We start from the raw sequence: 25,624 nt of genomic DNA, 5'->3' as shown, positions 1-25,624 counted from the left end.
TCAAGTGAACAGGCAGCCCATTACGGCACTTCGCACGGCAGCCTCGTTTCCCCTGATCATGAGAGGGCATTTTTTGTCTACATCCAACGAGTTCACGTGTGAAAAAGCGGCCACTGGTATCGAAGGCCTGGACGATATCCTTGATGGCGGGCTGTCCCGCAGTCATCTGTTTTTACTGGAAGGCGAGCCGGGCACCGGCAAGACCACTGTCGCGCTGCACTTCCTGTTAGCGGGTGCGCAAGCCGGCGAGCGGTCGTTGTACATCACCTTGTCCGAGACCGAGCGCGAGTTACGCCAGGGCGCCCGGTCCCATGGCTGGGAGCTGGACGAAAACGTCCACATTTTCGAACTGACGCCTCCGGAAAGCCTGCTCAACGCCGAGCAGCAGCAAACCTTGCTGTACTCCTCCGACCTGGAACTGGGTGAAGCCACACGTCAGATCTTCGAAGTGGTCGAACGGGTCAAGCCGACGCGCGTCGTCCTCGACAGCCTTTCCGAAATCCGCCTGCTGGCCCAGAGCTCATTGCGCTATCGCCGGCAGATTCTGGCGATCAAACACTATTTTGTGCGCTATGACGCCACGGTGCTGCTGCTGGATGACCTGACCGCCGAATCGTTGGACAAGACCGTACACAGCGTCGCCCACGGGGTCATTCGCCTGGAAGAACTGACGCCGAATTACGGCGCTGAGCGGCGCCGTATTCGTGTGGTGAAGTACCGGGGCCAGAAATACCGCGGCGGCTATCATGACTTCACCATCATGAGCGACGGCGTACACGTGTTCCCGCGCCTGGTCGCGGCCGAGCACCGCGGGACTTACACGCGTCAACAGTTGACCAGCGGCATCCGCGAGATGGATGCCCTGCTCGGCGGCGGCATCGAAACCGGCTCCAGCACGCTGATCCTCGGCCCTGCCGGCACCGGTAAATCATTGATCTCGATGGTCTTCGCGGCGGCGGCCGTGGCCCGTGGCGAAAAAGCCGCGCTGTTTATCTTCGATGAAGAGCTGGGGTTGCTGTTCGAGCGCATGAAAAACATCGGCATCGACCTCAAGGCACTGCAAGACACCGGCAACCTGCTGATTGAGCAAGTGGATGCTGCGGAGCTGTCACCCGGCGAGTTTTCCCATCGGGTCCGGTGCTGCGTGGATGAAGGCAATATCAAGACCGTGGTGATCGACAGCATCAACGGCTATCAGGCTGCGATGCCGGAAGAAAATGCCCTGGTGCTGCACATGCACGAGTTGTTGCTGTACCTCAATCGTCAAGGCGCGGCGACGTTCATGACCGTTGCCCAGCACGGATTGGTCGGCGACATGCAGGCGCCAGTGGATATCACGTACCTGGCCGACACGGTGATTCTGCTGCGTTATTTTGAGGCTCTGGGCAAGGTGCGACGGGCGATTTCGATCATCAAGAAACGCACCGGCAGCCATGAATCTACCATTCGCGAATACCGCATCAGCGCGCAAGGCATGACCATCGGCGAACCGTTGGAAGCGTTCCAGGGCGTCTTGCGTGGCGTGCCCACGTACCTGGGCGCCAGCAATCCATTGCTAGCGGATGAAATCCGGTGACGAATGTGCAAGCAACGTCCGAGCGCGCCATCATCCTCGCGCCGCTCGGGCGTGACAGCCAGATCGCCTTGATGATGCTCAATGAGGCCGGTGTCGACGGGGTCATCTGTCGCGACCTGTTCGGGTTGTGCGCCGAATTGAAGCACGGTGCAGGCCTGTTGCTTGTTTCGTCTGAAGCTTTGCTGGGCAGTGATCTTGAACCGCTGCTGCGCCTGATCGAACAACAACCGGCCTGGTCGGACCTGCCGATTGTCCTGATGACCCACCATGGAGGTCCGGAAAATAACCCCGCGTCACGCCTTGGCTCGCAATTGGGCAACGTCACCTTTCTGGAGCGCCCTTTTCATCCCGCTACCCTGATCAGCCTGATCACCACGGCGCTGCGCGGACGCCGAAGACAGTACGAAGCCAGGGATCGGCTGATCGACTTGAGCCAAAGTGAACTGCGCCTGCAAAACACGCTTGAAACCCTTGAGCAACAGGTGGAAGAGCGTACGGCACAGTTGCGGCACAACGAAGAGGCGCTGCGCCAGTCGCAGAAGATGGAAGCGGTCGGACAGCTCACCGGCGGGATCGCCCACGACTTCAACAACATGCTGACCGGCATCATCGGCAGCCTGGAGCTGCTGCGTCGGCGTCTGGCCCGTGGTCGTACCGAAGATCTGGACAGCCTCATCGATCTGGGCGTGACGTCGGCCAACCGCGCCGCCGGCCTGACCCATCGGCTGTTAGCGTTTTCCCGACGCCAATCGCTTGATTCCAAACCGGTGGAAATGAATACGCTGGTGATTTCCATGGACGAACTGCTGCAACGCAGCATCAACGAAAGCATTCGCCTGGACATGCAGCTCCACGAGCAACTGTGGGTCGCCGAAGCCGACCCCAATCAACTGGAAAGCGCCCTGCTCAACCTCGTGATCAATGCCCGGGATGCCATGCCCGATGGCGGGAGCTTGCTGGTCAAAACCTGGAATGAGCATCTGGACATGGGTTTCACCGAAGCCCATAACAATCTCGAGCCCGGTGACTATGTGGTGCTCAGCGTCACGGACACCGGCTGCGGCATGCCGCAAAGCATTATCAACCGGGCTTTCGATCCGTTCTTCACCACCAAGCCGATTGGCCAGGGCACCGGCCTTGGGTTATCGATGATTTATGGCTTCAGCAAACAATCGGGCGGTCACGTCGCCATTCAAAGCGAAGTCGGTAAAGGCACCACGGTGAACCTGTATTTGCCGCGCTTCGGTGGCGAGTTGCCACAGGACAGTCCGATCAATATCCAGCATGCGCCTTACGCGCAAAAAGGCGAGACCGTGTTGATTGTCGAAGACGATCCGGCAGTACGGGTACTGGTCAGTACCGTGTTGAGTGATCTGGGGTATGCCTTCGTCGAGGCCCGTGATGCCGACAGCGCGGTGCCGATCCTGGATTCGCTCCAGCGCATCGACCTGCTGATCAGCGACGTCGGCCTGCCCGGCATGAATGGCCGGCAACTGGCGGAAATCGGCCGACAGCTGCGGCCTGACCTGCGGGTCTTGTTCATCACCGGTTACGCCGAACATGCGGCGGTGCGCGGGGGCTTCCTCGATCCGGGCATGCAGATGATCACCAAGCCGTTCACCTTCGATCTGTTGACGGCGAAGGTGCGGGAGATGATCAGGGTTTGATGCCTACGAAAGCATGTCCTGCATCAGCTCTTGCAGCTTGTCCAGATCAAACGGCTTGTCGAGAATCGGCGCCTTGCGCGTGATCGGGCTGTCCGTCTCGCGGATTTCCTGGGCGTAGCCGCTGATGAAAATCACCTTGAGTTCCGGTCGCAGCTTCACGGCAGGATCGGCGATCTGCACGCCGGAAATGCCACCCGGCAGACGGAAGTCGGTGATCATCATGTCCAGGTGCGGTTTGCTGGCGAGAATCTCAAACGCCTGCTCACCGTTTTCGGCCTGCAAGACGCGGTAGCCCTCGCCCGATAGATAGGCCGACAACACCATCAGAATCGACGGATCATCCTCGACGACGAGTACTACATCTTGCGCATCTTCACTCATGGGAAGCCTTTGTTCAGTCAATTGCTGCTGATACGACCTTGGAGTCGCTCAGAGGTTGCGTTTTTTGGGCTGTTTTCCTACAGCGGCAGACAAACGCGAAACAAGGCGCCTTCGCCAATCCTGCTCTGGACGGTAATAGTACCGCCATGGGCGGCCACAATCTGTTCTGAAATAAACAATCCCAGGCCCAGCCCGGCGACGGCTTCTTTGACCGACACCCGTTCGAACTGCTGGAAAATTCGCTTCTGGTTGTCTTCGCTGATGCCGATGCCCTGATCCTGCACCTCCACCAGCGCCTGATCGCCGTCACTGTACACCTTCACCGTGATCGGGCTCTTGGCGCCGTACCGAAGGGCGTTGGTCAACAGATTGGAAATCACCTGCTCAATCCGGAATTCATCCCAGCTGCCGTTCACCGGCTGCTCGGCATCAAGGCTGACGCTGGCCTCGGCGGCTTCGAACTGCTGGGCAAAATTTTGCAACAAACCACGAACCAGCGCTGCCAGATCAAAGTGTGTGGGCCGAATCGACAACTTGCCGGTGCGAATGCGCGACACGTCGAGCATGTCCTCGATCAGGCGGATCAGGCTGTTGATCTGCCGCTCGTCGCGGTCGACCATAGCGTGCATTTTATCCGGGGTGAACGCGGCGGCATTGTTCCGGGCCAGGTGCATCTTGCGCAGCTGGGTTTCGAGGATCAGGCCATTGAGCGGCGTGCGCACTTCGTGGGCGACGATGGACATGAAGTCATCGCGCATACGCACCGCCTGCTCCAGTTCCAACTGAGTGCTTTGCAACTGTTGCAACAGCGCTTCCTGCTCGCGGCGGCTCTGCTCCAGGGCCAGGACCTGTTCTTTCATCGCCTTGCTCTGTCGGTACAGCTCGACGAACACGTTGACCTTGCTCTTGACCGCCTGGATATCCAGCGGCTTGTGCAGAAAGTCCACGGCGCCGCTTTCATAACCCTTGAAGGCGTAGTTCAACTCACGGCCGGCCGCACTGACGAACACAATCGGGATGTTTCTGGTCTTTTCAGTGCCGCGCATCAATTCGGCGAGCTCGAAGCCGTTCATGCCCGGCATCTGCACGTCGAGAATGGCCATGGCAAATTCGTGCTGCAACAGCAGCGACAAGGCTTCATCGGCAGAGAGCGCCTTGAACACCAAACGGTCTTCACGCTTGATCAGCGCTTCGAGCGCCAGAAGATTCTCCGGCAGATCGTCGACGATCAGCAGTTTGGCCTGGACAGTACTTAACATGCGATTCGTTCCAGCTCGACAAGCAGACGGCCAATGCCGCGTATAGGGAGGATGTGGTCTGGCAGGTGCATTGCCAGTGCCGCCTGCGGCATGGTGGCGACTTGAGCTTCTTGCGGGTCTTGCACGATGGTCAGGCCACCCTGCTGTTTGACATGAGTCAGTCCGCGCGCGCCGTCGCGGTTGGCTCCGGTCAGCAGTACGGCGGCCAGGTGGGCTCCGTAGGCATCGGAGGCCGATTCGAACAAGTAATCGATGGCCGGGCGCGAGTGATGCAACCGAGGCTCCAGGCTCAGGGAAAAACTTCGATCCTGCTCCACCGACAAGTGATAACCCGGCGCCGCGAAATACAAGGTGCCAGCGTCGACCGGTGTTTTGTCGCACGCCTCAATCACCGGCAAGGCTACCCGCCTGGCAAACACTTCGGCCAAATGACTGCAGCGCTGGTCGGGCAAGTGCAGCACCACGATAATCGGCAATGTGAAGCCTTCGCGCAGCGTGCCGAGAATGCTCAACAGCGCCTCGACGCCCCCGGCGGAGGCACCGATCACGATTGCTTCGATAGCAGTTAAATCCGTTGCGCTGCTCATGATTTACGGTAGATCCGCTCCTGTTTGACCAACGGCTCGAACTGATCGCCGAACGCCGAAAAATCCGGGGTTTCCTTGCTCCCCAACACCAGAAATCCACGATGGCAAAGGGATTCGTGAAACAATCCAAATGCTCGATCCTGAAGTCTTTTATTAAAGTAAATCAGTACGTTACGGCACGATATCAATTGCGTTTCCGAGAAAACACTGTCCGTTGCCAGGCTGTGATCGGCGAAGGTCACGTTCTCACACAATGACTTGTCGAAAATGGCGTAGCCATACGCTGCCGTGTAGTAGTCGGCAAACGAATGCTGGCCACCGGCCTGCTGATAGTTAGCAGTGTAGGCGCGTACGTTCTCCATCGAGAAAATCCCTTGCTTGGCTTTTTCCAGCGAGCGCGGATTGATGTCGGTGGCATAGATGATGGTACGGTCCAGCAAGCCCTCCTCGCGCAGCAAAATGGCCATCGAATAGACCTCTTCACCGGTACTGCAACCGGCGATCCAGATCTTGATCGAAGGATAGGTCCGCAGCAGCGGCACCACTTCCTTGCGAATCGCCAGGAAGTGCGAAGGGTCGCGGAACATTTCGCTGACCGGGATCGTCAACAATTGCAGCAGCTGCATGAACGCCTTCGGATCGTGCAGGATCTTTTCCTGCAAGGCCGAGATGGTATTGCACTCGAACTGGCTCAACGCATGAGTCACCCGGCGCTTGATCGAAGCGCCGGCGTAATCGCGAAAGTCGTAGCTGTACTTGAGGTAGATCGCTTCGATCAACAACCGCAATTCAATCTCGGTATTACGCTCCACTTAGATACGTTCCATTTTCGGTAACCACACACGAATCAGTGAAAACAGGCGATCCAGGTCAATGGGCTTGGCCAGGTAATCGTTGGCACCGGCCTGCAGGCATCGTTCCTGATCGTCCTTCATGGCCTTGGCCGTCACCGCAATGATCGGCAGCTTGCGCCAGCGCGGGTCCTTACGGATCTCGATAGTGGCCTCGAAGCCATCCATCTCCGGCATCATCACGTCCATCAACACCAGATCGATGTCGTCGACTTCATTCAATCGTTCGATCGCTTCCCGGCCGTTGCGCCCGATGAGCACCACCGCACCCTTTTGCTCCAGCGCACTGGTCAGGGCAAAAATATTGCGGACATCGTCATCAACCAACAGCACCTTGCGCCCCTCGAACACTTTATCGCGACTGCGGGCGACCTTGAGCATTTGCTGCCGCTCATGGGACAGCCGCGATTCGACTTTGTGCAGAAACAGCGTCACCTCGTCGAGCAGGCGTTCGGGCGAGCGTGCGCCCTTGATGATGATCGACCGCGAATACTTGCGCAGTTCGGCCTCTTCATCCCGGGTCAGGTTGCGACCGGTGTAGACGATGACCGGCGGAAACGAGCAGATGTCTTCCGTGGACATGCGTTTGAGCAAGTCGTTGCCCAGCATGTCCGGCAACTTGAGGTCGATGATCATGCAATCGAAAACCGATGTACGCAGCAAGTCCAGCGCCTCTTGCGCCAGGCCAACGGCGGTGATTTCGATGTCATCGTCGCCGATCAGGCGGGCAATGCTGTCGCGCTGCAAATCATCGTCTTCGACCAGCAACACCCGTTTGACCTTCTGGGTCAGCTTGGCCTCAAGGCGGGTAAACACGTCCTTGAGCTCTTCGCGAGTGGTCGGTTTAACGGCATAACCTACGGCGCCCATGTGCATCGCGGCTTCAACACGATCTTCGACCGAAATCACATGCACCGGGATATGCCGGGTTTGCGCGTGTGCCTTCAGTCGTTGCAGCACGGTCAAGCCGGAATAGTCGGGCAAGCGCATGTCCAGCAGGATGGCGTCCGGGATGAAGGTCTTGGCCAGGTCGTAGCCCTCGTCGGCACCATGGGCCACCAGGCAGTGATAGCCCAACTCATGAGCCAGGTCATAGAGGATGTGCGCGAAGTTCGGTTCATCTTCCACCACCAGGATGCAGCGACTGGAAAACGGCCCTTTGTGGCGGTCATCGTCGAAGCGCGGAATGTCGACCTCGGCAATCAACGACGACAGCGCCTCGGGTTCTACGCGGGCGGGCGCCATGGCAGGCGCCATCCTCATCGGCTCGACCGGATTTTCGCCCGGTTCCACATAATGTAGCGGCAACACCAGCGTAAACACGCTGCCCTGCCCCGGCGCACTGCTGACGCTGATGGAGCCGCCCAGCAACGTTGCCAGATCACGGGAGATCGACAGGCCCAGCCCGGTGCCGCCGTAACGGCGGTTGGTGGTGCCATCGGCCTGACGGAACGCTTCGAAAATGCTTTCCTGCTGGTTCCCGGCGATGCCGATACCGGAATCTTGAATGATGAATGCAATACCATCGTTTGGCGCCGTATCGACCCGCAGGCTGACGCTGCCGTTCTCGGTAAATTTCACCGCGTTGGATAACAGATTCTTGAGGACTTGTTCCAGGCGTTGACGGTCAGTGAACACCATCCCGGGCGCGCCGTCCTGCAGCGTTATCTGGAACTCCAGCTGCTTGTCCGCAGCCAACGGCTGGAACATCCCGCGCAAGCCATCCACCAGGCGTGCCACGCTGGTGTTCTCGGGACGGATCTCCAGCTTGCCGGCCTCGACCTTGGAAATGTCGAGAATGTCGTTGATCAGGTTCAGCAGGTCATTACCGGCGGAGTAGATCGACTCGGCGAACTTGACCTGTTCGGCGCTGAGATTTTCCTGAGCGTTTTCTGCCAGCAGCTTGGCCAGGATCAACGAGCTGTTAAGCGGCGTGCGCAGCTCGTGGGACATGTTGGCGAGGAATTCGGACTTGTACTGGCTCGAACGCTGCAACTCGTCAGCACGCTCTTCGAGCTGGAGCTGGGCCAGATTGAGTTCGGTGTTCTTCAGGTCCATGGCGTCGCGTTGCTCGGCCAGCACCTCGGCTTGCTCGGCAAGTTGTTCGTTGGTTTGCTCGAGCTCCACTTGCTGGGTTTCAAGATGCGCCTGGGATTCCTTGAGGATGCGCGACTGCTCCTCGAGCTCTTCGTTCGCGGTCTTGAGTTCTTCCTGTTGCACTTGCAACTCTTCGTTGAGTCGCTGGGTCTGGGCCAGTACTTCCTGCAAGCGATGACGATAACGCGCAGCCTCGATGGACGTTCCGATGTTGCTGGCGATCAACTCCAGCAACTCGATGTCACGGTCGTTCAGCGGGCGCAGAAAACCCAGTTCGATGACACCGTTGACCCGGTCGTCGTCGCTGGTCGGCACCACCAGCACACTGCGCGGCAAACCTTCGCCAAGCCCGGAACTGACCTTGAAGTAATCGGCCGGAACCTCGTCGAGGCGGACCAGCCGTGCCCGTTGCACCACTTGGCCGATTATGCCTTCGTCACTGTCAATCTGTTGGTCGAGGGCCTCCTGTTCACGGGAAAAACCGTAGGACGCCATGCGTTTGAGGCCGCCGTGCTCTTCGCGTACATAAATCGCCCCCACCGCCATGCCAAGGTACTGCGCGCAAAATAGCAGGATGTTGCGACCCAGCATGTTCAGGCTCAGTTGCCCCAGCACTTGCTCGGCCAGCTCGGTCTGCCCGTTGCGCAGCCAGGCCTGTTGCTCCAGACGCGAAGCGCTGGCTTTTTGCGCAGCCAGCGTAGCGCTGTAACTTTGCGAAAGCTTGAGCAAATCCCGGCGACCGATGTAGGACAACAAGCCACTGACCCCGGCGATAAACAGCAGATAAAAGCTGATGCTCATGATGGTCGTGCGACGGACCTCTTCGTTGCGAGAGATCCGCAACTGCTGCTCGGTGTCGATAACGGCTTCAAACTGTTTGCGGATTTCATCGGTCAGCCGCTTGCCGCGCCCCGAGCGGACCGCACCACGGTAATCCCCACTGACACGCTGCAAATCGATCAGTGATTGCGCGTAGTTGGTCCATTCCAGCTGCAATGCCTGCAATCGGCGCAAACGGTCGGTCTGCACCGGGTTGTCAGCCGTCAGTTCGAACAAGGTGTTGAGGGCGACGTTTATACGCGGCTTGCCGGTCTCGTAAGGATCGAGGAAGTGTTCGTCGCCACTGAGCAGAAAGCCGCGCATGCCGGTTTCCAGGTCAACCGTCAGCTTGACCGCTTCATTGGCGTTATTGATCACCCGGTCGGAGTGCTCCACCCATTGGATCGTCGATAACAGATAGGTAATCAGCGAAACGAAGAACACCGCACTGATAACGCCCAGCCCCAACGGCAGGCTGATGTTGCGGCTCAGGAGTTTACGAAATCGTTGCTCATCAACCAAAGAACCGGGGGTCATGGGGCAGGCCTTGTCGAACCGTCAGAATGCAACGAGTTTGCCCCAAAAACGGCAAAGGGATCCAATTTTCTGACATGTTTTCGCGCAAAGTCCTACGTTCCAGTGCTACCACACGAGGGCACGGGTTATCCTAGCCCGCGCTGTACCGCTATTCTTTTTTACGGCACGGGGAACTTGTCGGGATCCGCCACTTACTGATGCAAGAGGCCGGTGATTTCGACCGAACCGAGTCATCCATTTTTTCAGGAATGCCCACTATGTCCCACGCCGATGTGCATACCATCCTTGTTGTCGAAGACGATGCCATCGTGCGCATGTTGATTGTCGATGTGCTGGAGGAATTGGAGTTCAAGGTGCTTGAGGCCGATGGCAGCGAACAGGCGCTGGAAACGCTCAAGGATACGAGCCAACACATCGACTTGATGATGACGGATGTCGGGTTGCCCGTTATGGACGGTCGCGAACTGGCCACAGAAGCACGCACATTGCGTCCTGCCCTGCCCGTTCTGTTTGCCAGCGGTTATGCCGACAGCATTGAGGTGCCCGCTGACATGCACGTCATTGGCAAGCCGTTTTCGATTGATCAGTTGCGGGACAAGGTCAAAAGCATCCTTGGCTGATCCTCCTGCACGTTGTGGTTAAATGACGCCCTTTTCAGCCAGCCCCGTGCCCGCGTCAAGGAACCCTTTCATGAGTCAACCCCGCGCCACCCAAGTTTTGGTCATTGGTTACGTCTGGCCTGAACCCCGCTCCTCGGCCGCCGGCGGGCACATGATGCAAATCCTGCAAACCTTCCTGCAGCAAGGCTGGGACATTACGTTCAGCAGCCCCGCCAGCGACGGTGAGCACCCGGCCGACCTGACCGCGCTGGGCATTCGCCAAGTGCCGATCGAGCTCAATAACAGCAGCTTCGATGCCTTTGTCAGCGAACTTGCACCGGACATCGTGCTGTTCGACCGTTTCATGATGGAGGAGCAATTCGGCTGGCGCGTTGAAAAACACTGCCCGAATGCGCTGCGGGTGCTTGAGACGTCCGACCTGCAAAGCTTGCGCGATGCGCGGCAGCAACGACTCAAGGATCGATTGAAGGCCAGCGACGACACCAACGACTTCAACGACCTTTTTGCACCGGCGTTACGCGAAGAGTTTCAGCTCATGGCCGATACCGATGTGGCCAAACGGGAAATCGCGGCGATTTATCGTTGCGACTTGAACCTGATGGTCTCCGAAGTGGAAATCGAACTGCTCGTCGAACAGTTTCAGGTGCCCCGCAGCCTGCTGCATTGGTGCCCGTTGATGGTGGATCCACCAACCGAGCCACCGAGAACCTTTGAGGAACGGGCGCACTTTCTGCACATAGGCAACTTCCGCCATGCGCCTAACTGGGATGCCGTGCTGTGGTTGAAAACGGCGATTTGGCCATTGATCCGCGAGCAGATCCCCGGAGCGCAGTTGCATATCTACGGCGCCTATACGCCGCCCAAAGCCACGGCGCTGCACAATGCAACCCAAGGGTTCCACGTGAAGAACTGGGCCGAGGATGCATTGGAGGTCATGTCGGCGGCACGGATCTGCATGGCCCCGCTGCGTTTTGGTGCTGGCATCAAAGGTAAAATCGTCGACGCCATGCTGTGCGGCACCCCGATTGTCACGACACCGATGGGGGCCGAAGCCATGCATGACCAGGAGCCATGGCCCGGCGCTGTGGCGCTGACCGCCCAGGAGTTTGCCGACTGTGCCGTTCGGCTGCATAACGATAAAACAAGCTGGAACGTCGCCCAGGATAACGGGCGTGCGTTGTTGGTCGAACGTTATCAGCAGTCCGTTCACGGTAATGCATTGATCAAAAAGATAATCGAGAGCCAACAGCAATTAGCGCAACTTAGAAGAGACAACTTCACCGGCAGCATGTTGCGCCACCACCAGCACAAGAGCACCCAATACATGTCGCAATGGATAGAGGTTAAAAACAAAGTCCAATAACAACATCCTGAAACCACCACGCCCTTGCGCAGTCTATAAATTACAACCAAAAATAAAGAACTCGATAACCGTTACTACGTCGAGAGTTCTTTCATTTTCATTCAGCAAAGGATTGCGCAATGACAAATAACCACCCCCATAAAAACTGGATGGCGGCGTCACCCGCTATTGATAACTTGACCCTGATGGAATTGGTCTGGCCTGGGGCCCATAACGCGGGTATGGATTATGACTTCCCTTATCTTCCGCACCTTCAACCGTTCCAAGGCTGGTTTGTCTGCCAGGAGGGTCCCTTTATCCAGCAACTCAATGAGGGCGTGCGGGCACTTGATTTACGATTTCTTTCAGACGAGCACTGGTTGGGCATAAGAAAATTTCATACCTTTCACGGCTATGAGATGCTCACAGGCCGATCGTTGGCTGAATTGTTCAAAAGCCTGAACTTTTTCCTCAATGAAAACCCCGATGAATTCGTCATTCTGGATATACATAAACTCCAGGGCCGTGATGAGCGACAATTCGACTACCAAGGATTTCACGATGCCGTCATCAGCGAACTGGGTACCCGGCTTATTCCGAAGAAAAACCGTTATTTGACATTGGGCGAACTTAAGAAAACGAGTAGTTTGCAAAGAGTTGTATTGGCCTGCGATAGGCATCCAGATTTGGATTCCCCCCTCTATTGGCCAAAAATAAATCATCGCTGGAGTGGTAGCGACGTCACATCACCCGCAGCGCTAAGACACTTCATTGAACACACCCTCATCAGCCCTCCTGACGAAGACTTGCTTTGGTCGTTATCCGCCACCAGTTATACCAAGTCGATAGGTGTCATGCGATTGACCCAAGAGCTGAACGATTGGTTTGGTCCGAACTCCGGGTGGGCACCAAAATGCAGCATCATTAATGCCGACTATATTGGAGACACACAATTGGTCGCCTATTGCAGGGAAATCAACTTTTCCAGGGGACTGCAAAGGACATAAGGGAAGCGAACTGGAACTGTCTTGGGCGGGGGTGCATGATTGGCGCCTGGAAAACAAGAAGACCACACCGGACATGACACGCACCGCCAGAGTCACCGACCCTTCCTACGAATTGATGGACGACCACAACGGCCTGTCCATCATCTACCGTCAGCATGGTTTTCCCTGCCCTTTGGTGCGCTGGCATTTTCACAAGGAATACGAGTTGCACCTGATCGTCGCCAGTTCCGGGAAGGTGTTCATCGGCGACTACATCGGCAACTTCTATCCCCAAACCCTGTTCCTGACCGGCCCCAACCTGCCCCATAACTGGATCAGCCAGGTGGCCGAAGATGAAGTGGTGCCCAAGCGCGACATGCTGGTGAATTTCACCGACGAGTTGTTCGACAGCGGCACCCAGGTATTCGCCGAATTGAAGACCCTGGTGCCGCTGCTGGAGCGTGCGAGGTACGGTATCGAGTTTCGTTCCCAAGACACCATTCGGCAGGCAATGAGCTTGATGCAACGCATTGCCGACACCACGGGCATGACGCGGCTCGGGCATTTTTTCATCCTGCTGGAATTGCTCGCCGCCACAGACGACTACCAATTGCTGTCCGGTGCAACGACGCCGCAGCTGACCGACGAGCACAACATCGATCGCACCAACCGCGCGGTGGACTACATCTTCGCTCACTACGCACGTGAATTACCGCTGGAAGAAGTCGCCGACCATTTGGGCATGAAGCCCACGTACTTCAGCCGGGTGTTCAAGCAGGCTACCGGGCGGTGCTTCATCGAGTTCGTAAATCGCCTGCGTATCAGCAAGTCCTGCGAATTGTTGGCAGACGGCAACAAATCGGTGACCGATGTTTGCTTCGAGTCGGGGTTCAATAATATTTCCAATTTCAATCGGCGTTTTCAGCAGCTCAGAGGCATGACCCCGTCGCATTATCGACGCCTGGCCGTGCAGCGACTGACCGAGCAAAACTTGGGTTAAAAGATCAAAAGATCGCGTTCCAACGGTAGGAGCTGCCGGAGGCTGCGATCTTTTTTGCGTTCCATCGATGTAACCCCTCCCCGTGCGTCTACCGCTCCAGAACCCAGTGCAAAATAGTATCGATGAAAGTGCGACGGACGATTTGTCTCGCCCTCGATAGAACGTTGTAATCAGCGCACTTCTTCCTGCCCTCGGAAGACACAAAAACAATAACTGTCCTTCTGCAACCTACCGGGTGCAGAACAGGAGTGCACGATGCGACCTTCCGTAAAAGCTGTGCTTGCCCTCACCTGCCTGACCGTCAGCAGCGTCAGCCTCGGCGCCCAGACACTGACCATCGCCACCGTCAATAACAGCGACATGATCCGCATGCAAAAGCTCTCGAAAACCTTCGAGGCCGAGCACCCGGACATCAAGCTCAATTGGGTGGTGCTGGAGGAAAACGTCCTGCGCCAACGCCTGACCACCGACATCGCCACCCGGGGCGGGCAGTTCGACGTGCTCACCATCGGCATGTACGAAGCCGCACTCTGGGGAGCCAAGGGTTGGCTGGAGCCGATGACCGACCTGCCGGCCAGTTATGCGCTCGATGACGTGTTTCCATCAGTTCGTGAAGGCCTGTCGGTAAAGGGTTCGCTGTATGCCCTGCCGTTCTACGCGGAGAGTTCCATCACCTATTTCCGCACCGACCTGTTCAAGGACGCCGGCCTGACCATGCCCGAACAGCCGACCTGGGAACAGATCGGCGAGTTCGCCAGCAAACTCACCCACAAAGACAAAGAGCAGTACGGAATATGCCTGCGAGGCAAGGCCGGTTGGGGCGAGAACATGGCGTTGATCAGCACCGTCGCCAATGCCTATGGCGCACGTTGGTTTGATGAACAGTGGAAACCGGAATTCAGCGGACCAGAGTGGAAAAACGCGCTGAACTTCTACGTCGACACCATGAAGGCATCCGGCCCGCCGGGGGCGTCGAGCAATGGTTTCAACGAAAATCTGGCGCTGTTCAACAGCGGCAAATGCGCGATCTGGGTCGATGCCAGCGTCGCCGGCTCGTTCGTTACCGACAAGACCCAGAGCAAGGTCGCGGATCACGTCGGTTTCACCTATGCGCCGCATCAGGTCACCGACAAGGGCTCGGCCTGGTTGTACTCCTGGGCACTGGCCATTCCCACCAGTTCCAAAGCCAAGGACGCGGCTAAAATTTTCAGTGCCTGGGCCACGTCCAAGGAATACGGGGCCCTGGTCGCGAAAAAAAACGGCATCGTCAACGTACCACCGGGCACGCGGGCCTCGACCTACAGCGAGGCGTACATGAGCGCCGCGCCGTTCGCCCAGGTCACCCTGGAGTCGCTCAAAGCCGCCGACCCGAGCAAGCCGGGCGCCAGGCCGGTGCCTTACATCGGGATTCAATTGGTGACCATTCCCGAGTTCCAGGGCATTGGCACCCAGGTCGGCAAATCCTTCTCGGCGGCACTGATCGGCCAGACCACAGTCGACCAGGCCCTGGCGGCGGCCCAGCAAACCACTGAACGCGAAATGAAGCGCGCAGGTTATCCCAAGTAACCCCACCCCCTCCTGTAGGAGCCAGCTTGCCGGCGATGAACGATAACGCGGTACGTCTATAGATCGGCGTCGCATCCATCGCTGGCAAGCCAGCTCCTACAGGTCTTGCGCCAAGCATCCTCTCGTTCCCAATCGGTTTAACACCATGAATACTTTAACTGCCAAAGCTCATATGGATATTGCCCAGCCCCAGCGCAAAAGCCGCGTGGCCAACCCCGGCTGGTTCCTGGTCAGCCCTTCGGTAGCGCTGCTGCTGTTGTGGATGATCGTGCCTCTGGGCATGACCCTCTACTTCTCGATGATCCGCTACAACCTGCTTGATCCGGGTGAAAACGAATTTGTCGGGCTGGAGAACTTCTCTTATTTCCTGACGGACTCGGGCTTCCTGCCCGGCGCCACCAATACGTTGTTGCTGGTGGGCAGCGTGCTGCTGATCAGCGTGGTGTTCGGTGTGTTGATCAGTGCGTTGCTGGAGGCCAGTGAGTTTCTCGGTCGCGGCATCGTGCGGGTGCTGCTGATCTCGCCGTTCTTCATCATGCCCACGGTGGGCGCACTGATCTGGAAGAACCTGATTTTCCATCCGGTGTCGGGGATTCTCGCCTACGTCTGGAAACTGTTCGGCGCGCAACCGGTGGACTGGCTGGCGCACTACCCGCTGCTGTCGATCATCATCATTGTCTCGTGGCAATGGCTGCCGTTCGCCATCCTGATTTTGATGACCGCCATGCAGTCCCTCGACCAGGAACAGAAAGAAGCCGCACGCCTGGACGGTGCCGGCCCCATCGCGATCTTCTGGCACTTGACCCTGCCGCACCTGGCACGGCCGATTGCGGTGGTGGTGATGATCGAAACCATCTTCCTGCTCTCGGTGTTCGCCGAAATCTTCACCACCACCAACGGCGGCCCCGGCTATGCCTCGACCAACCTCGCCTACCTCATCTACAACCAGGCGCTGGTGCAGTTCGACGTCGGCATGGCGTCCGCTGGCGGCTTGATTGCGGTGGTCATCGCCAATGTCGCGGCCATCGTGCTGGTGCGGATGATCGGTAAAAACCTGACAGACAAAGCCTGAGGCCTGCCATGACCCTTCAACAATCCCGTCGTTTGCAAAGCCTGTTGCTCGGCACGCTGGCCTGGGCTATCGCGATCCTGGTTTTTTTCCCGATTTTCTGGATGGTGCTGACCAGTTTCAAAACCGAGATCGACGCCTTCGCCACACCGCCGCAGTTCTTCTTCATGCCGACCCTGGAGAACTACCTGCACATCAACGAGCGCAGCGATTACTTCAGTTTCGCCTGGAACTCGGTGGTGATTTCCTTCAGCGCCACGGCCCTGAGCCTGCTGATCGCGGTGCCGGCGGCCTACTCGATGGCGTTCTACGAAACCCAACGCACCAAAGGCACCCTGTTGTGGATGCTCTCGACCAAGATGCTGCCGCCGGTGGGCGTGCTGATGCCGATCTACCTGCTGGCCAAGAGCTTCGGCCTGCTCGACACGCGCATTGCGCTGATCGTGATCTACACGCTGATCAACCTGCCGATTGTGGTCTGGATGATTTACACCTACTTCAAGGACATCCCCAAAGACATCCTCGAAGCCGCTCGTCTCGATGGCGCCACGTTGTGGCAGGAAATGGTCCGGGTGCTGCTGCCGATCGCCAAGGGCGGACTGGCCTCCACAGTGTTGTTGTCGCTGATCCTGTGTTGGAACGAGGCGTTCTGGTCCTTGAACCTGACCTCGTCGAAAGCCGCGCCACTGACCGCGCTGATCGCATCGTACTCAAGCCCCGAAGGGTTGTTCTGGGCCAAGTTATCGGCGGTCTCGACGCTGGCCTGCGCACCGATCCTGATCTTCGGCTGGATCAGCCAGAAACAACTGGTACGCGGGTTGTCGTTCGGCGCCGTGAAATGAATCGACCCGGATTGCTGCCCCAACGCAATCCCTTGTAGGAGCCGGCTTGCTGGCGATGCGGCCCTCGAAATTTGCATCGCGCTTGTGGTCGTCATCGCCAGCAAGCCGGCTCCTACAAAAAGCCTGATCGGCTCAATTGAATAACAACAAACGGAGGCTCATCGTCATGGCCAACCTGAAAATCAAGAATCTGCAAAAAGGCTTCGAAGGCTTTTCCATCATCAAGGGCATTGACCTTGAAGTGAACGACAAAGAGTTCGTGGTCTTCGTCGGTCCCTCGGGTTGCGGTAAATCCACCCTGCTGCGCCTGATCGCTGGCCTGGAAGAAGTCAGCGGCGGCGCCATCGAGCTCGATGGCCGCGACATCACCGAAGTCAGCCCGGCCAAGCGTGACCTGGCGATGGTGTTCCAGACCTACGCCTTGTACCCACACATGAGCGTGCGCAAGAACATGTCGTTCGCCCTCGATCTGGCCGGAGTCCCCAAGGCCGAAGTGGAAAAGAAAGTCGGCGAAGCAGCGCGCATTCTCGAACTGGGGCCGATGCTGGAACGCAAGCCCAAGCAACTGTCTGGTGGCCAGCGTCAACGGGTGGCGATCGGCCGGGCAATTGTGCGCAACCCGAAAATTTTCCTGTTCGACGAACCGCTGTCCAACCTCGACGCGGCCCTGCGGGTGCAAATGCGTCTGGAACTGCTGCGCCTGCACAAAGAGCTGCAAGCGACGATGATCTACGTGACGCACGATCAGGTCGAAGCCATGACCATGGCCGACAAAGTCGTCGTGCTCAATGGCGGCAGGATCGAGCAGGTCGGTTCGCCGCTGGACCTGTACCACCAACCGGCCAACCTGTTTGTCGCAGGTTTTCTCGGCACACCGAAAATGGGTGTCCTCAAGGGCAAGCTCACCCGCGTCGACAGTCAGTGTTGTGAAGTGCAACTGGACGCCGGCACCCGCATCAGCCTGCCCTTGAGCGGCGCAACGCTTAGCGTCGGCGGCGCGGTGACACTGGGCATTCGCCCGGAACATCTGGCGTTGGCCGAATCGGACGACTGCACGTTGCAAGTCACCGCCGATGTCAGCGAACGTCTGGGCAGCGACACCTTCTGCCATGTGCGCACCGCCTCCGGCGAAGCCTTGACCATGCGCGTGCGCGGCGACCTCGCGAGTCGTTACGGCGAGACCTTGAGCCTGCACCTGGACGCCCGGCACTGCCATTTATTTGATGCAGACGGCGTGGCGCTGACCCGTCCCTTGCGCGTTGCCGCCTGAACTCAGAGAGCCTGCGATGAAACTCAACCAACAGAATCTCTACCGCCTTGCGCCTGAGGTGGCCCTGCCCGCCTATACCTTGAGCGACACGCGCCAAGGCATCGCCCACATCGGCGTCGGCGGCTTCCATCGAGCGCATCAGGCGTATTACACCGATGCCTTGATGAACACCGGCGAAGGCCTCGACTGGGCGATTTGCGGCATCGGACTGCGCCGTGAAGACCGGCGTGCCCGCGACGATCTTCAAGAACAGGATTATCTGTTCACCCTGTTTGAATTGGGTGATAGCGGCGAAACCGAAGTCCGGGTCGTCGGCGCCATTCGCGACATGTTGCTGGCCGAGGACAGTGCTCAAGCGCTGATCGACAAGCTCGCCAGCCCTGAGATCCGCATCGTCTCGCTGACCATCACCGAAGGTGGTTACTGCATCGACGACAGCAACGGCGAATTCATGGCGCACCTGCCGCAAATCCAGCACGATCTGGCGAACCCGGCTACTCCGCTCACCGTGTTCGGGTTTCTCTGCGCCGCGCTGGCCAAACGCCGCGCGGCAGGCACGCCGGCATTTACCTTGATGTCCTGCGATAACCTGCCGCACAACGGCGCAGTGACCCGCAAGGCCCTGTTGGCCTTCGCCGCGTTGCGCGGTGACGATTTGCAGGAGTGGATCGAACATCATGTGAGCTTCCCCAATGCCATGGTCGACCGCATCACCCCGATGACCAGCATCGAACATCGCCTGCAATTGGCCGACAAGCATGGCGTCGACGATGCGTGGCCGGTGGTCTGCGAACCGTTTGCGCAGTGGGTGCTGGAAGACAAGTTTGTTAGCGGTCGTCCCGCCTGGGAAAAAGTTGGCGTGCAGTTCACCGACGACGTCACGCCCTACGAGGACATGAAGATCAAACTGCTCAACGGCAGTCATCTGGCCCTGACTTACCTCGGTTTCCTCAAGGGTTACCGTTTCGTCAACGAAACCATGAACGACCCACTGTTGGTGCGTTACATGCGCGCCTACATGGACCTGGACGTCACCCCGCAACTGTCGCCGGTGCCGGGCATTGAATTGACCGCGTACAAAAACACGCTGGTCACGCGTTTCTCCAATCAGGCGATTGCCGATCAACTGGAACGCGTGTGTTCGGACGGTTCGTCGAAATTTCCCAAGTTCATTGTGCCGACGATCAATCGCTTGATTGCTGACGGGCGAGACACAAAACGCGCAGCGCTGGTGGTGGCGGCTTGGGCGTTGTATTTGAAGGGGGTGGATGAAAATGGCGACACCTACGCCATTGCGGATCCGCGAGCGGCGTTCTGCCAGGCCTTGGTGCTCGACGATGCGTTGATGGCCCAGCGACTGTTGGGTGTCGAAGAGATTTTCGGGACAGTGATTCCCCGTTCACCTGAGTTCGTCGCGGCGTTCGAATGGTGCTGCGACAGTTTGCGGGAGGTCGGGGTTTCGCGGACGTTGGAATGGGTTTTGGTGTGAGTTTTGGGGTGTAACAACTGGCGCCTGCTCGCGAATGGCATCACAAAAACCGACCTGACACACCAAGGACCTGCCATGCCAACCCAACCATTATTCCTCGGCATCGACTGCGGCACCCAAGGCACTAAAGCCATCATTCTCGATGCCGTCAGCGGCGAGGTGCTGGGGTTGGGCGCCGCCGCTCACACGCTGATCAGCGACGTCAATGGCCGTCGCGAGCAGGACACGGGCCAGTGGCTGGAGGCCTTCGCCCTCGCCACCCGTCGCGCCTTGCTGGCGGCCGATGTCGATGGCCAGGACATCCTTGGCATCGGCGTCTCGGGCCAGCAACACGGCCTGGTGTTGCTCGATGAACAAGGCCAGGTCCTGCGCCCGGCCAAGCTCTGGTGCGACACCGAAACCACGGCGGAAAATGACCGTCTGCTCGAACATCTGAGCGGCGAACAAGGCTCGCTGGAGCGCTTGGGCTTGGTCATCGCGCCGGGCTACACCGTTTCAAAACTACTCTGGACTCGGGAGCAGCAGCCCGAGGTTTTCTCGCGCATCGCCCACATTCTGCTGCCCCATGATTACCTGAATTTCTGGCTCACCGGGCGCTGTTGCAGCGAGTACGGTGACGCATCAGGCACCGGTTACTTCAACGTGCGCAACCGGCAGTGGGACTTGCAACTGCTGCGCGATATCGACCCAAGCGGGCGCCTGGCACATGCATTACCGGAACTGATCGACGCTCACGAGGCGGTGGGCACGATTTTGCCGGATATCGCCCAACACTTGGGCATCAACCCGCAGGCACTGGTATCCAGCGGTGGCGGTGACAACATGATGGGCGCGATCGGCACCGGCAACATCCAGCCCGGTGCTATCACCATGAGCCTCGGATCCTCCGGCACGGTCTATGCCTGTACCGATCAACCGCAGGTCTTCCCCGAGGCGGCAGTCGCGACATTCTGTTCATCCAGCGGCGGTTGGTTGCCGTTGATCTGCACCATGAACCTGACCAACGCCACCGGGCTGATTCGCGAACTGCTGGACCTCGACATCGAGCAGTTCAATAAAATGGTAGGGCACGCGCCGATCGGTGCCGAGGGCGTGCGCATGCTGCCGTTTCTCAATGGTGAACGCGTCCCCGCCCTGCCCCACGCCAGCGGCAGCCTTTTGGGGCTGACCATGACCAACCTGACCAAAGCCAATCTGTGCCGTGCGGTGGTCGAAGGCACGACCTTCGGGCTGCGATACGGACTGGACCTGCTACGGCACAATGGCATACAAAGCCTGCGCATTTGCCTGATCGGCGGTGGCTCGAAAAGCCCGGTGTGGCGCCAGATCGTCGCCGACACCATGAATACACCGGTGATTTGTACCGAACAAAGCGAAGCCGCTGCCCTCGGGGCGGCGATTCAAGCGGCGTGGTGTACGTCCCTGACGAATGGGCATGAGGTCAGCCTGGCAGAACTGTGCGCACGTTGCGTGAAACTCGATCCAACCAGCGAAACGCTACCGATCGCCGAAAACGTGGCGGCCTCTCAGCAGGCCTATGAACGCTATCAACAGCATGTCGCAACCCTTTAAAGAGTGATCAACTATGTATCTGGTGTGTGGCGAAGCGCTGTTCGACTTCTTCAGTGAACACGACGCGAGCGGGCTGGCTTCGACAGTGAATTTCAAGGCGATTGCCGGCGGGTCGCCCTTCAACGTGGCCGTGGGCTTGCGCCGCCTGGGTGTAGAGGCCGGGTTGCTGGCCGGCCTGTCGACCGACTATCTCGGCCGCCGCTTGCTGCAAGTGCTGCAGGACGAAGGCGTATGCACCGATTATCTGCTGGACTTCGATGCGCCGAGCACGCTGGCGATGGTCGCTGTCGGGGCCAATGGTTCGCCGCAGTACAGCTTTCGGGGCGAAGGCTGCGCCGACCGACAACTGAAACCGGAACACCTGCCGACACTGGGGCCAGAGGTGCGTGGTTTGCACATCGGATCATTTTCGCTGGTGGTGCAGCCGATTGCCGACACGCTGCTGGCATTGGTGCGCCGGGAAAGCGGCAAGCGCCTGATCAGCCTCGACCCGAACGTTCGACTCAACCCGGCGCCGAACATCGAGCTGTGGCGTGAACGCATTGCGACGCTGGTGGAAATGGCCGACCTGATCAAAGTCAGCGACGAGGATCTGCATTTGTTGTATCCCGGACAGGACCCGGCGCGGGTGATCGACGGCTGGTTGCAGCACCGCTGTCAGCTGGTATTCCTGACCCGGGGCGGTGAAGGCGCGAGCGTGTTCAGCCGCGTCCACGGTTCGTGGTCGATCCCGGCCCTTGCGGTGAAGATCGCCGACACGGTGGGTGCCGGCGATACCTTTCAGGCGGCGTTGATTGGCTGGCTGACCGAGCACCAGCTGGACTCGGTGGAAGAGTTGGCACGGCTCCGTCGCGATCAGATCGATGCCATGGTTCGGTTTGCTGTGCAAGCAGCTGCGCTGACATGCAGCAAGACCGGGCCGGATCTGCCTTATCGGCATCAGATAGGCATGGACTGAATCTGAGGACTTCATCGCGAGCAAGCTCGCTCCTACAGAGATCGTGTGAGCCGACAAGCGGCGTTCAGTCGGGTTAACGATCGCTTAACCGTGCGGTCTAATCATTCACTGGACCGCACGCCCTCAGTTCTCTCTGACGCCCAGTGCGGCAGGTTCGACGACACGTCGAACTGTCTTTCCGACCGCACCGGAGATCGTTCATGAATACGCGCACATTGCTGCTGACCGCCGCACTCGCCTGCACCGCGTTTGCCGGCCTGGCCCAGGCCAACGACACCTCGACCTCACAAGCCGTGCCTTATTACTACGGCATGCCCCTGCACGTCAGTAAAGTCATCTCGCTGACCGAGCCCTCCACCCTGGAGTGCAAAGTGGTGAGCGCCGATATGAAGTACCTCGATGAAAACGGCCAGCCCGCAGAAATTTCCTACCGCAAACTGTCCGATGCCTGCGAGAACCAAGGCTGACCGACTACACCGATACCAAAACCGGCCTAAAGTGCCTTATCCAGCGTCGAACGCGGTTCGACCTCGATGGGGTGCTTACTGGTGCGCAAACGAGCAATCAGCTCGTTGATTTCCCGACAGCCATTCAACTGCGAGGCATCGATATCGGTGACCGAAAAATCAAGTTGATCGGTTCGCCCATCGGCAAAGACCTTAATAGTCATCATGAGCTCGGGAGACAGGGTGCATTGACAGCGCTTGGGCAGAAAACTGCTTTCAATGATGTTGCGAAGTTCCAAGGCAGATAAAAACATGGCGACCCTCTCCTTTATGACACTGCCGGTAAAAACCAGACGCCCGCTCAAATAAAATTCCGGCGGACTTAAGAACAGATACAGCATAAAACATGCCTTGATTTTCGTAGCTCGGTTCGTCGGTAAAACAAAAGGTTAGCCGAAGCGCTCGAACAGACTGTCGTGCAACTTGCAAGAACGCCCTAGCCGCGTACTGCACTTTGCACGTTCACGCCGGATTTGCATTCACCGCTGACGGCAGAGAGAATGCGGCCATTCATCACAGCAAGGAGGCAACATGGGTTCTTTGACCGTAAACACGACTCTCGGGTTGATCGCTGTGGGGCTGTCCAGCCTGGTGCAGGCCGCGAAACTGGAAACGGTCGCGCCCTTCCCCAAAGCCGAGAGTGGTTTCACCCGCCAGGTCATTCATTTGGCCCCGCAATCACGGGAAGAGGACTTCCAGGTCGAAATCCTCGCCGGCAAGACCCTGCCCGTGGACTGCAATCGCCCACGTCTGGGCGGCATCCTCGAAGAAAAAAATCTCGAAGGCTGGGGCTACCCGTTCTACCGCCTGGAAAATGTCATCGGCCCGATGAGCACCCTCATGGCCTGCCCGGACGGCAAGAGCCAACCGGGCTTTGTCCCGGTGGTTGGCGACGGCTTTCTGCTGCGCTACAACAGCAAACTGCCGATTGTACTGTATGTGCCCCAAGACATCGAAGTGCGCTATCGAATCTGGTCGGCATCGAGCAAGGTTGAGAAAGCCGTTCAGGAATAACCGTCCGCCGCTGCCCGCCCTCAAGCGAGTGCGCCGCTCAACGCGGCGCGTTCGGCCACATACCCCAGGCTATCGAAATTGATGTTGGCTCCCGAATCGATCGCCACCAGCGTCTGCCCCACAGCACCGGTGCGAGCCACGTAGTTTTTGATCCCGGCCACCGCCAATGCACCGGAAGGCTCGGTGATCGAGCGGGTATCGTCGTAGATATTCTTGATTGCCGCGCAAAGCTCGTCATTGCTGACGGTCACCACTTCATCGACGCAGAAACGGCAGACCTCAAAACCGTAAGCGCCGACTTGTGCAACGGCCACACCATCGGCAAAAGTGCCGACACTGGGCAGGACGACGCGCTCACCCGCCTGCAACGCAGCGTGCAGGCACGCAGAGTGCTCCGACTCGACACCAATGATCCGCACCTCGGGCCTCAAGTATTTGACATAGGCTGCGATGCCCGCGATCAAACCGCCGCCACCGACCGGAACGAAAATCGCATCCAGCGGGCCTTGATGCTGACGCAGGATTTCCATCGCGACAGTGCCCTGCCCGGCAATGACGTCCGGATCGTCAAAAGGCGAAACAAAGGTACGACCGGTTTTGCGCGCAAGGTCCAGCGCATAGGCCAGCGCAAACGGGAAGCTCTCGCCATGCAACACCGCGTCGGCGCCCCGACTGCGAACGCCGAGCACCTTCAATTGCGGTGTCGTACACGGCATGACGATGCACGCATCGATTCCCAACTCCCGTGCGGCCAGCGCCACGCCCTGAGCATGGTTGCCGGCAGAGGCCGTCACTACACCGCTCGCCTTTTGCGCATCGCTCAGTTGCACCAGCTTGTTGTAGGCACCCCGAATCTTGAACGAAAAGGTAGGCTGCAAATCTTCGCGCTTGAGCAGGATCTGGTTACCCAACATCTCCGACAATGCGTGCGCAGGTTGCAACGGCGTGCGCACGGCCAACTCGTACACCGGCGCCGCAAGGATCTTTTTGACGTAGTGTTCCAGCAAGGTCTGTTGTTCGGTTGTGCAATTCATATCGTCTCCTGACATTGATTGGGACCCGGAGACAGAAAATGAAAACCCGCCTCTAGGGCGGGTTGGGTGCTGCAGATGTGAGCTAGCCCGCCAAATGAGGAATGGCGGTAATAATGCTTGGCTGGCAGCGCAATACGAGGGAAGTCATGGCTCGAAATTAGCCGGGCGTTGATAGCAAGTCAATGGCAAGTTTGTGGCGACCACCGTAGTCTGGTCATTCCGCTCATCATCCCAAGGAAGGAAAGCATGAAGACCATTGCCCTGCCGCTGATTGCCCTCATCGCCTTTGCCGGCTACACCCTTTCGGTGATGCTCGCAGCCGAACAGTCGCTGATCGACTTCGGCATCAGCCTGATGTCGCGCCCGGACACGGCGCAAGTGGTGATTGATCTGTATTTACTGGCGACGCTGGCGGGCATCTGGATGTACCAGGATGCGCGCAAACGTGGGCAGTCGGTGTTATCGGTACTGCCCTATCTGTTGATCACCGCCATTTTTGTATCCATCGGGCCGTTGTTGTATCTGGTGGTTCGTGGGATTCAAAACCGCAAGCAACCCGTGAGTGCGCCTCAGCAACGCTGA

23 protein-coding genes are annotated in these 25,624 nt (G+C 58.3%); 16 read left to right on the top strand and 7 right to left on the bottom strand.

Features of this window, described 5'->3' with window-relative positions:
• The first annotated feature begins 73 nt into the window (after positions 1–73).
• Both CKW19_RS00890 and CKW19_RS00885 read left to right on the top strand, forming a co-directional pair.
• On the top strand, positions 74–1,576 hold the full coding sequence (locus CKW19_RS00890) for an ATPase domain-containing protein (RefSeq protein WP_095056136.1): 1,503 nt from the start codon (positions 74–76) through the stop codon (positions 1,574–1,576).
• Positions 1,573–3,243, top strand: a complete 1,671-nt coding sequence (locus tag CKW19_RS00885) for a response regulator (protein WP_095056135.1) — start codon at positions 1,573–1,575, stop codon at positions 3,241–3,243. The genes CKW19_RS00890 and CKW19_RS00885 overlap by 4 nt, the downstream gene beginning before the upstream one ends.
• Before the next feature lie 3 nt (positions 3,244–3,246).
• On the opposite strand, the gene CKW19_RS00880 is transcribed toward CKW19_RS00885, so the two are convergent.
• From CKW19_RS00880 to CKW19_RS00860, 5 genes are all read right to left on the bottom strand, one after another.
• Positions 3,247–3,624, bottom strand: coding sequence for a response regulator (locus CKW19_RS00880; RefSeq protein WP_095056134.1), 378 nt, complete (start codon positions 3,622–3,624; stop codon positions 3,247–3,249).
• Positions 3,625–3,701: 77 nt separating this feature from the next.
• Entirely contained in the window at positions 3,702–4,883 is a 1,182-nt protein-coding gene (locus tag CKW19_RS00875; protein WP_095056133.1) for a hybrid sensor histidine kinase/response regulator, read from the bottom strand.
• A complete protein-coding gene (locus tag CKW19_RS00870) occupies positions 4,877–5,470 on the bottom strand; it encodes a chemotaxis protein CheB (protein WP_095056132.1) in 594 nt (197 codons plus the stop codon). The genes CKW19_RS00875 and CKW19_RS00870 overlap by 7 nt, the downstream gene beginning before the upstream one ends.
• On the bottom strand, positions 5,467–6,282 hold the full coding sequence (locus CKW19_RS00865; protein ID WP_095056131.1) for a protein-glutamate O-methyltransferase CheR: 816 nt from the start codon (positions 6,280–6,282) through the stop codon (positions 5,467–5,469). Before CKW19_RS00865 ends, CKW19_RS00870 begins: the two co-directional genes overlap by 4 nt.
• The gene (locus CKW19_RS00860) at positions 6,283–9,774 is read right to left on the bottom strand and encodes a response regulator (RefSeq protein WP_095056130.1); all 3,492 of its coding nucleotides are present in this window, start codon (positions 9,772–9,774) and stop codon (positions 6,283–6,285) included.
• Positions 9,775–10,031: 257 nt separating this feature from the next.
• Between CKW19_RS00860 and CKW19_RS00855 the strand changes: the two genes are divergently transcribed.
• The 12 genes from CKW19_RS00855 to CKW19_RS00800 all read left to right on the top strand — a co-directional run bounded on the left by CKW19_RS00855 (position 10,032) and on the right by CKW19_RS00800 (position 22,955).
• Entirely contained in the window at positions 10,032–10,394 is a 363-nt protein-coding gene (locus CKW19_RS00855; protein WP_095056129.1) for a response regulator, read from the top strand.
• 70 nt (positions 10,395–10,464) lie between these two features.
• Positions 10,465–11,757, top strand: a complete 1,293-nt coding sequence (locus CKW19_RS00850) for a glycosyltransferase (protein ID WP_095056128.1) — start codon at positions 10,465–10,467, stop codon at positions 11,755–11,757.
• Between the two features lie 119 nt (positions 11,758–11,876).
• Entirely contained in the window at positions 11,877–12,743 is an 867-nt protein-coding gene (locus CKW19_RS00845) for a phospholipase (RefSeq protein WP_095056127.1), read from the top strand.
• A 73-nt stretch (positions 12,744–12,816) separates the two neighbouring features.
• Complete coding sequence (locus CKW19_RS00840; RefSeq protein ID WP_095056246.1) at positions 12,817–13,722, top strand: AraC family transcriptional regulator; 906 nt, start codon at positions 12,817–12,819, stop codon at positions 13,720–13,722.
• Positions 13,723–13,977: 255 nt separating this feature from the next.
• The gene (locus CKW19_RS00835) at positions 13,978–15,288 is read left to right on the top strand and encodes a sugar ABC transporter substrate-binding protein (RefSeq protein WP_095056126.1); all 1,311 of its coding nucleotides are present in this window, start codon (positions 13,978–13,980) and stop codon (positions 15,286–15,288) included.
• Positions 15,289–15,433: 145 nt separating this feature from the next.
• Complete coding sequence (locus CKW19_RS00830) at positions 15,434–16,360, top strand: carbohydrate ABC transporter permease (protein WP_095056125.1); 927 nt, start codon at positions 15,434–15,436, stop codon at positions 16,358–16,360.
• 8 nt (positions 16,361–16,368) lie between these two features.
• The gene (locus CKW19_RS00825; RefSeq protein ID WP_095056124.1) at positions 16,369–17,199 is read left to right on the top strand and encodes a carbohydrate ABC transporter permease; all 831 of its coding nucleotides are present in this window, start codon (positions 16,369–16,371) and stop codon (positions 17,197–17,199) included.
• Positions 17,200–17,365: 166 nt separating this feature from the next.
• Positions 17,366–18,469 (top strand): ABC transporter ATP-binding protein, encoded by a 1,104-nt coding sequence (locus CKW19_RS00820; RefSeq protein WP_095056123.1) that lies wholly within the window; start codon positions 17,366–17,368, stop codon positions 18,467–18,469.
• A gap of 16 nt (positions 18,470–18,485) precedes the next feature.
• Positions 18,486–19,958 carry a mannitol dehydrogenase family protein gene (locus CKW19_RS00815; RefSeq protein WP_095056122.1) on the top strand — a complete coding sequence of 491 codons (1,473 nt, stop codon included), beginning with the start codon at positions 18,486–18,488 and terminating at the stop codon, positions 19,956–19,958.
• 75 nt (positions 19,959–20,033) lie between these two features.
• The gene (xylB, locus tag CKW19_RS00810; protein WP_095056121.1) at positions 20,034–21,530 is read left to right on the top strand and encodes a xylulokinase; all 1,497 of its coding nucleotides are present in this window, start codon (positions 20,034–20,036) and stop codon (positions 21,528–21,530) included.
• A 13-nt stretch (positions 21,531–21,543) separates the two neighbouring features.
• Positions 21,544–22,488, top strand: coding sequence for a carbohydrate kinase (locus CKW19_RS00805; RefSeq protein WP_095056120.1), 945 nt, complete (start codon positions 21,544–21,546; stop codon positions 22,486–22,488).
• Positions 22,489–22,688: 200 nt separating this feature from the next.
• Entirely contained in the window at positions 22,689–22,955 is a 267-nt protein-coding gene (locus CKW19_RS00800) for a DUF2790 domain-containing protein (RefSeq protein WP_095056119.1), read from the top strand.
• Positions 22,956–22,981: 26 nt separating this feature from the next.
• On the opposite strand, the gene CKW19_RS00795 is transcribed toward CKW19_RS00800, so the two are convergent.
• Positions 22,982–23,248: a DUF1652 domain-containing protein gene (locus tag CKW19_RS00795; RefSeq protein ID WP_095056118.1), complete on the bottom strand. Its 267-nt coding sequence runs from the start codon at positions 23,246–23,248 to the stop codon at positions 22,982–22,984.
• A 277-nt stretch (positions 23,249–23,525) separates the two neighbouring features.
• Here CKW19_RS00795 and eco point away from each other — a divergent pair, with 277 nt between their 5' ends.
• Positions 23,526–24,008 (top strand): serine protease inhibitor ecotin, encoded by a 483-nt coding sequence (gene eco / locus CKW19_RS00790; protein WP_095056117.1) that lies wholly within the window; start codon positions 23,526–23,528, stop codon positions 24,006–24,008.
• A gap of 20 nt (positions 24,009–24,028) precedes the next feature.
• On the opposite strand, the gene ilvA is transcribed toward eco, so the two are convergent.
• A complete protein-coding gene (gene ilvA / locus CKW19_RS00785) occupies positions 24,029–25,042 on the bottom strand; it encodes a threonine ammonia-lyase, biosynthetic (protein ID WP_095056116.1) in 1,014 nt (337 codons plus the stop codon).
• Positions 25,043–25,288: 246 nt separating this feature from the next.
• On the opposite strand from ilvA, the gene CKW19_RS00780 reads away from it, so the two are divergent.
• A complete protein-coding gene (locus CKW19_RS00780) occupies positions 25,289–25,624 on the top strand; it encodes a DUF2834 domain-containing protein (RefSeq protein ID WP_095056115.1) in 336 nt (111 codons plus the stop codon).

Origin of the sequence: Pseudomonas sp. Irchel s3f7 (assembly GCF_900187615.1) — a bacterium.
Taxonomy (GTDB): Bacteria; Pseudomonadota; Gammaproteobacteria; order Pseudomonadales; family Pseudomonadaceae; genus Aquipseudomonas.
Note: the sequence above shows the minus strand (reverse complement) of the source record. Positions and strands in the feature narration are given on the sequence as shown.

Excerpts from the sequence above, each read along its gene's own strand:
- CKW19_RS00880 (WP_095056134.1), bottom strand. The coding sequence starts at position 3,624 with ATGAGTGAAGATGCGCAAGATGTAGTACTCGTCGTCGAGGATGATCCG.
- CKW19_RS00875 (WP_095056133.1), bottom strand. The coding sequence starts at position 4,883 with ATGTTAAGTACTGTCCAGGCCAAACTGCTGATCGTCGACGATCTGCCG.
- CKW19_RS00870 (WP_095056132.1), bottom strand. The coding sequence starts at position 5,470 with ATGAGCAGCGCAACGGATTTAACTGCTATCGAAGCAATCGTGATCGGT.
- CKW19_RS00860 (WP_095056130.1), bottom strand. The coding sequence starts at position 9,774 with ATGACCCCCGGTTCTTTGGTTGATGAGCAACGATTTCGTAAACTCCTG.
- CKW19_RS00855 (WP_095056129.1), top strand. The coding sequence starts at position 10,032 with ATGTCCCACGCCGATGTGCATACCATCCTTGTTGTCGAAGACGATGCC.
- CKW19_RS00850 (WP_095056128.1), top strand. The coding sequence starts at position 10,465 with ATGAGTCAACCCCGCGCCACCCAAGTTTTGGTCATTGGTTACGTCTGG.
- CKW19_RS00845 (WP_095056127.1), top strand. The coding sequence starts at position 11,877 with ATGACAAATAACCACCCCCATAAAAACTGGATGGCGGCGTCACCCGCT.
- CKW19_RS00840 (WP_095056246.1), top strand. The coding sequence starts at position 12,817 with ATGACACGCACCGCCAGAGTCACCGACCCTTCCTACGAATTGATGGAC.
- CKW19_RS00835 (WP_095056126.1), top strand. The coding sequence starts at position 13,978 with ATGCGACCTTCCGTAAAAGCTGTGCTTGCCCTCACCTGCCTGACCGTC.
- CKW19_RS00830 (WP_095056125.1), top strand. The coding sequence starts at position 15,434 with ATGAATACTTTAACTGCCAAAGCTCATATGGATATTGCCCAGCCCCAG.
- CKW19_RS00825 (WP_095056124.1), top strand. The coding sequence starts at position 16,369 with ATGACCCTTCAACAATCCCGTCGTTTGCAAAGCCTGTTGCTCGGCACG.
- CKW19_RS00820 (WP_095056123.1), top strand. The coding sequence starts at position 17,366 with ATGGCCAACCTGAAAATCAAGAATCTGCAAAAAGGCTTCGAAGGCTTT.
- CKW19_RS00815 (WP_095056122.1), top strand. The coding sequence starts at position 18,486 with ATGAAACTCAACCAACAGAATCTCTACCGCCTTGCGCCTGAGGTGGCC.
- xylB (WP_095056121.1), top strand. The coding sequence starts at position 20,034 with ATGCCAACCCAACCATTATTCCTCGGCATCGACTGCGGCACCCAAGGC.
- CKW19_RS00805 (WP_095056120.1), top strand. The coding sequence starts at position 21,544 with ATGTATCTGGTGTGTGGCGAAGCGCTGTTCGACTTCTTCAGTGAACAC.
- CKW19_RS00800 (WP_095056119.1), top strand. The coding sequence starts at position 22,689 with ATGAATACGCGCACATTGCTGCTGACCGCCGCACTCGCCTGCACCGCG.
- CKW19_RS00795 (WP_095056118.1), bottom strand. The coding sequence starts at position 23,248 with ATGTTTTTATCTGCCTTGGAACTTCGCAACATCATTGAAAGCAGTTTT.
- eco (WP_095056117.1), top strand. The coding sequence starts at position 23,526 with ATGGGTTCTTTGACCGTAAACACGACTCTCGGGTTGATCGCTGTGGGG.
- ilvA (WP_095056116.1), bottom strand. The coding sequence starts at position 25,042 with ATGAATTGCACAACCGAACAACAGACCTTGCTGGAACACTACGTCAAA.
- CKW19_RS00780 (WP_095056115.1), top strand. The coding sequence starts at position 25,289 with ATGAAGACCATTGCCCTGCCGCTGATTGCCCTCATCGCCTTTGCCGGC.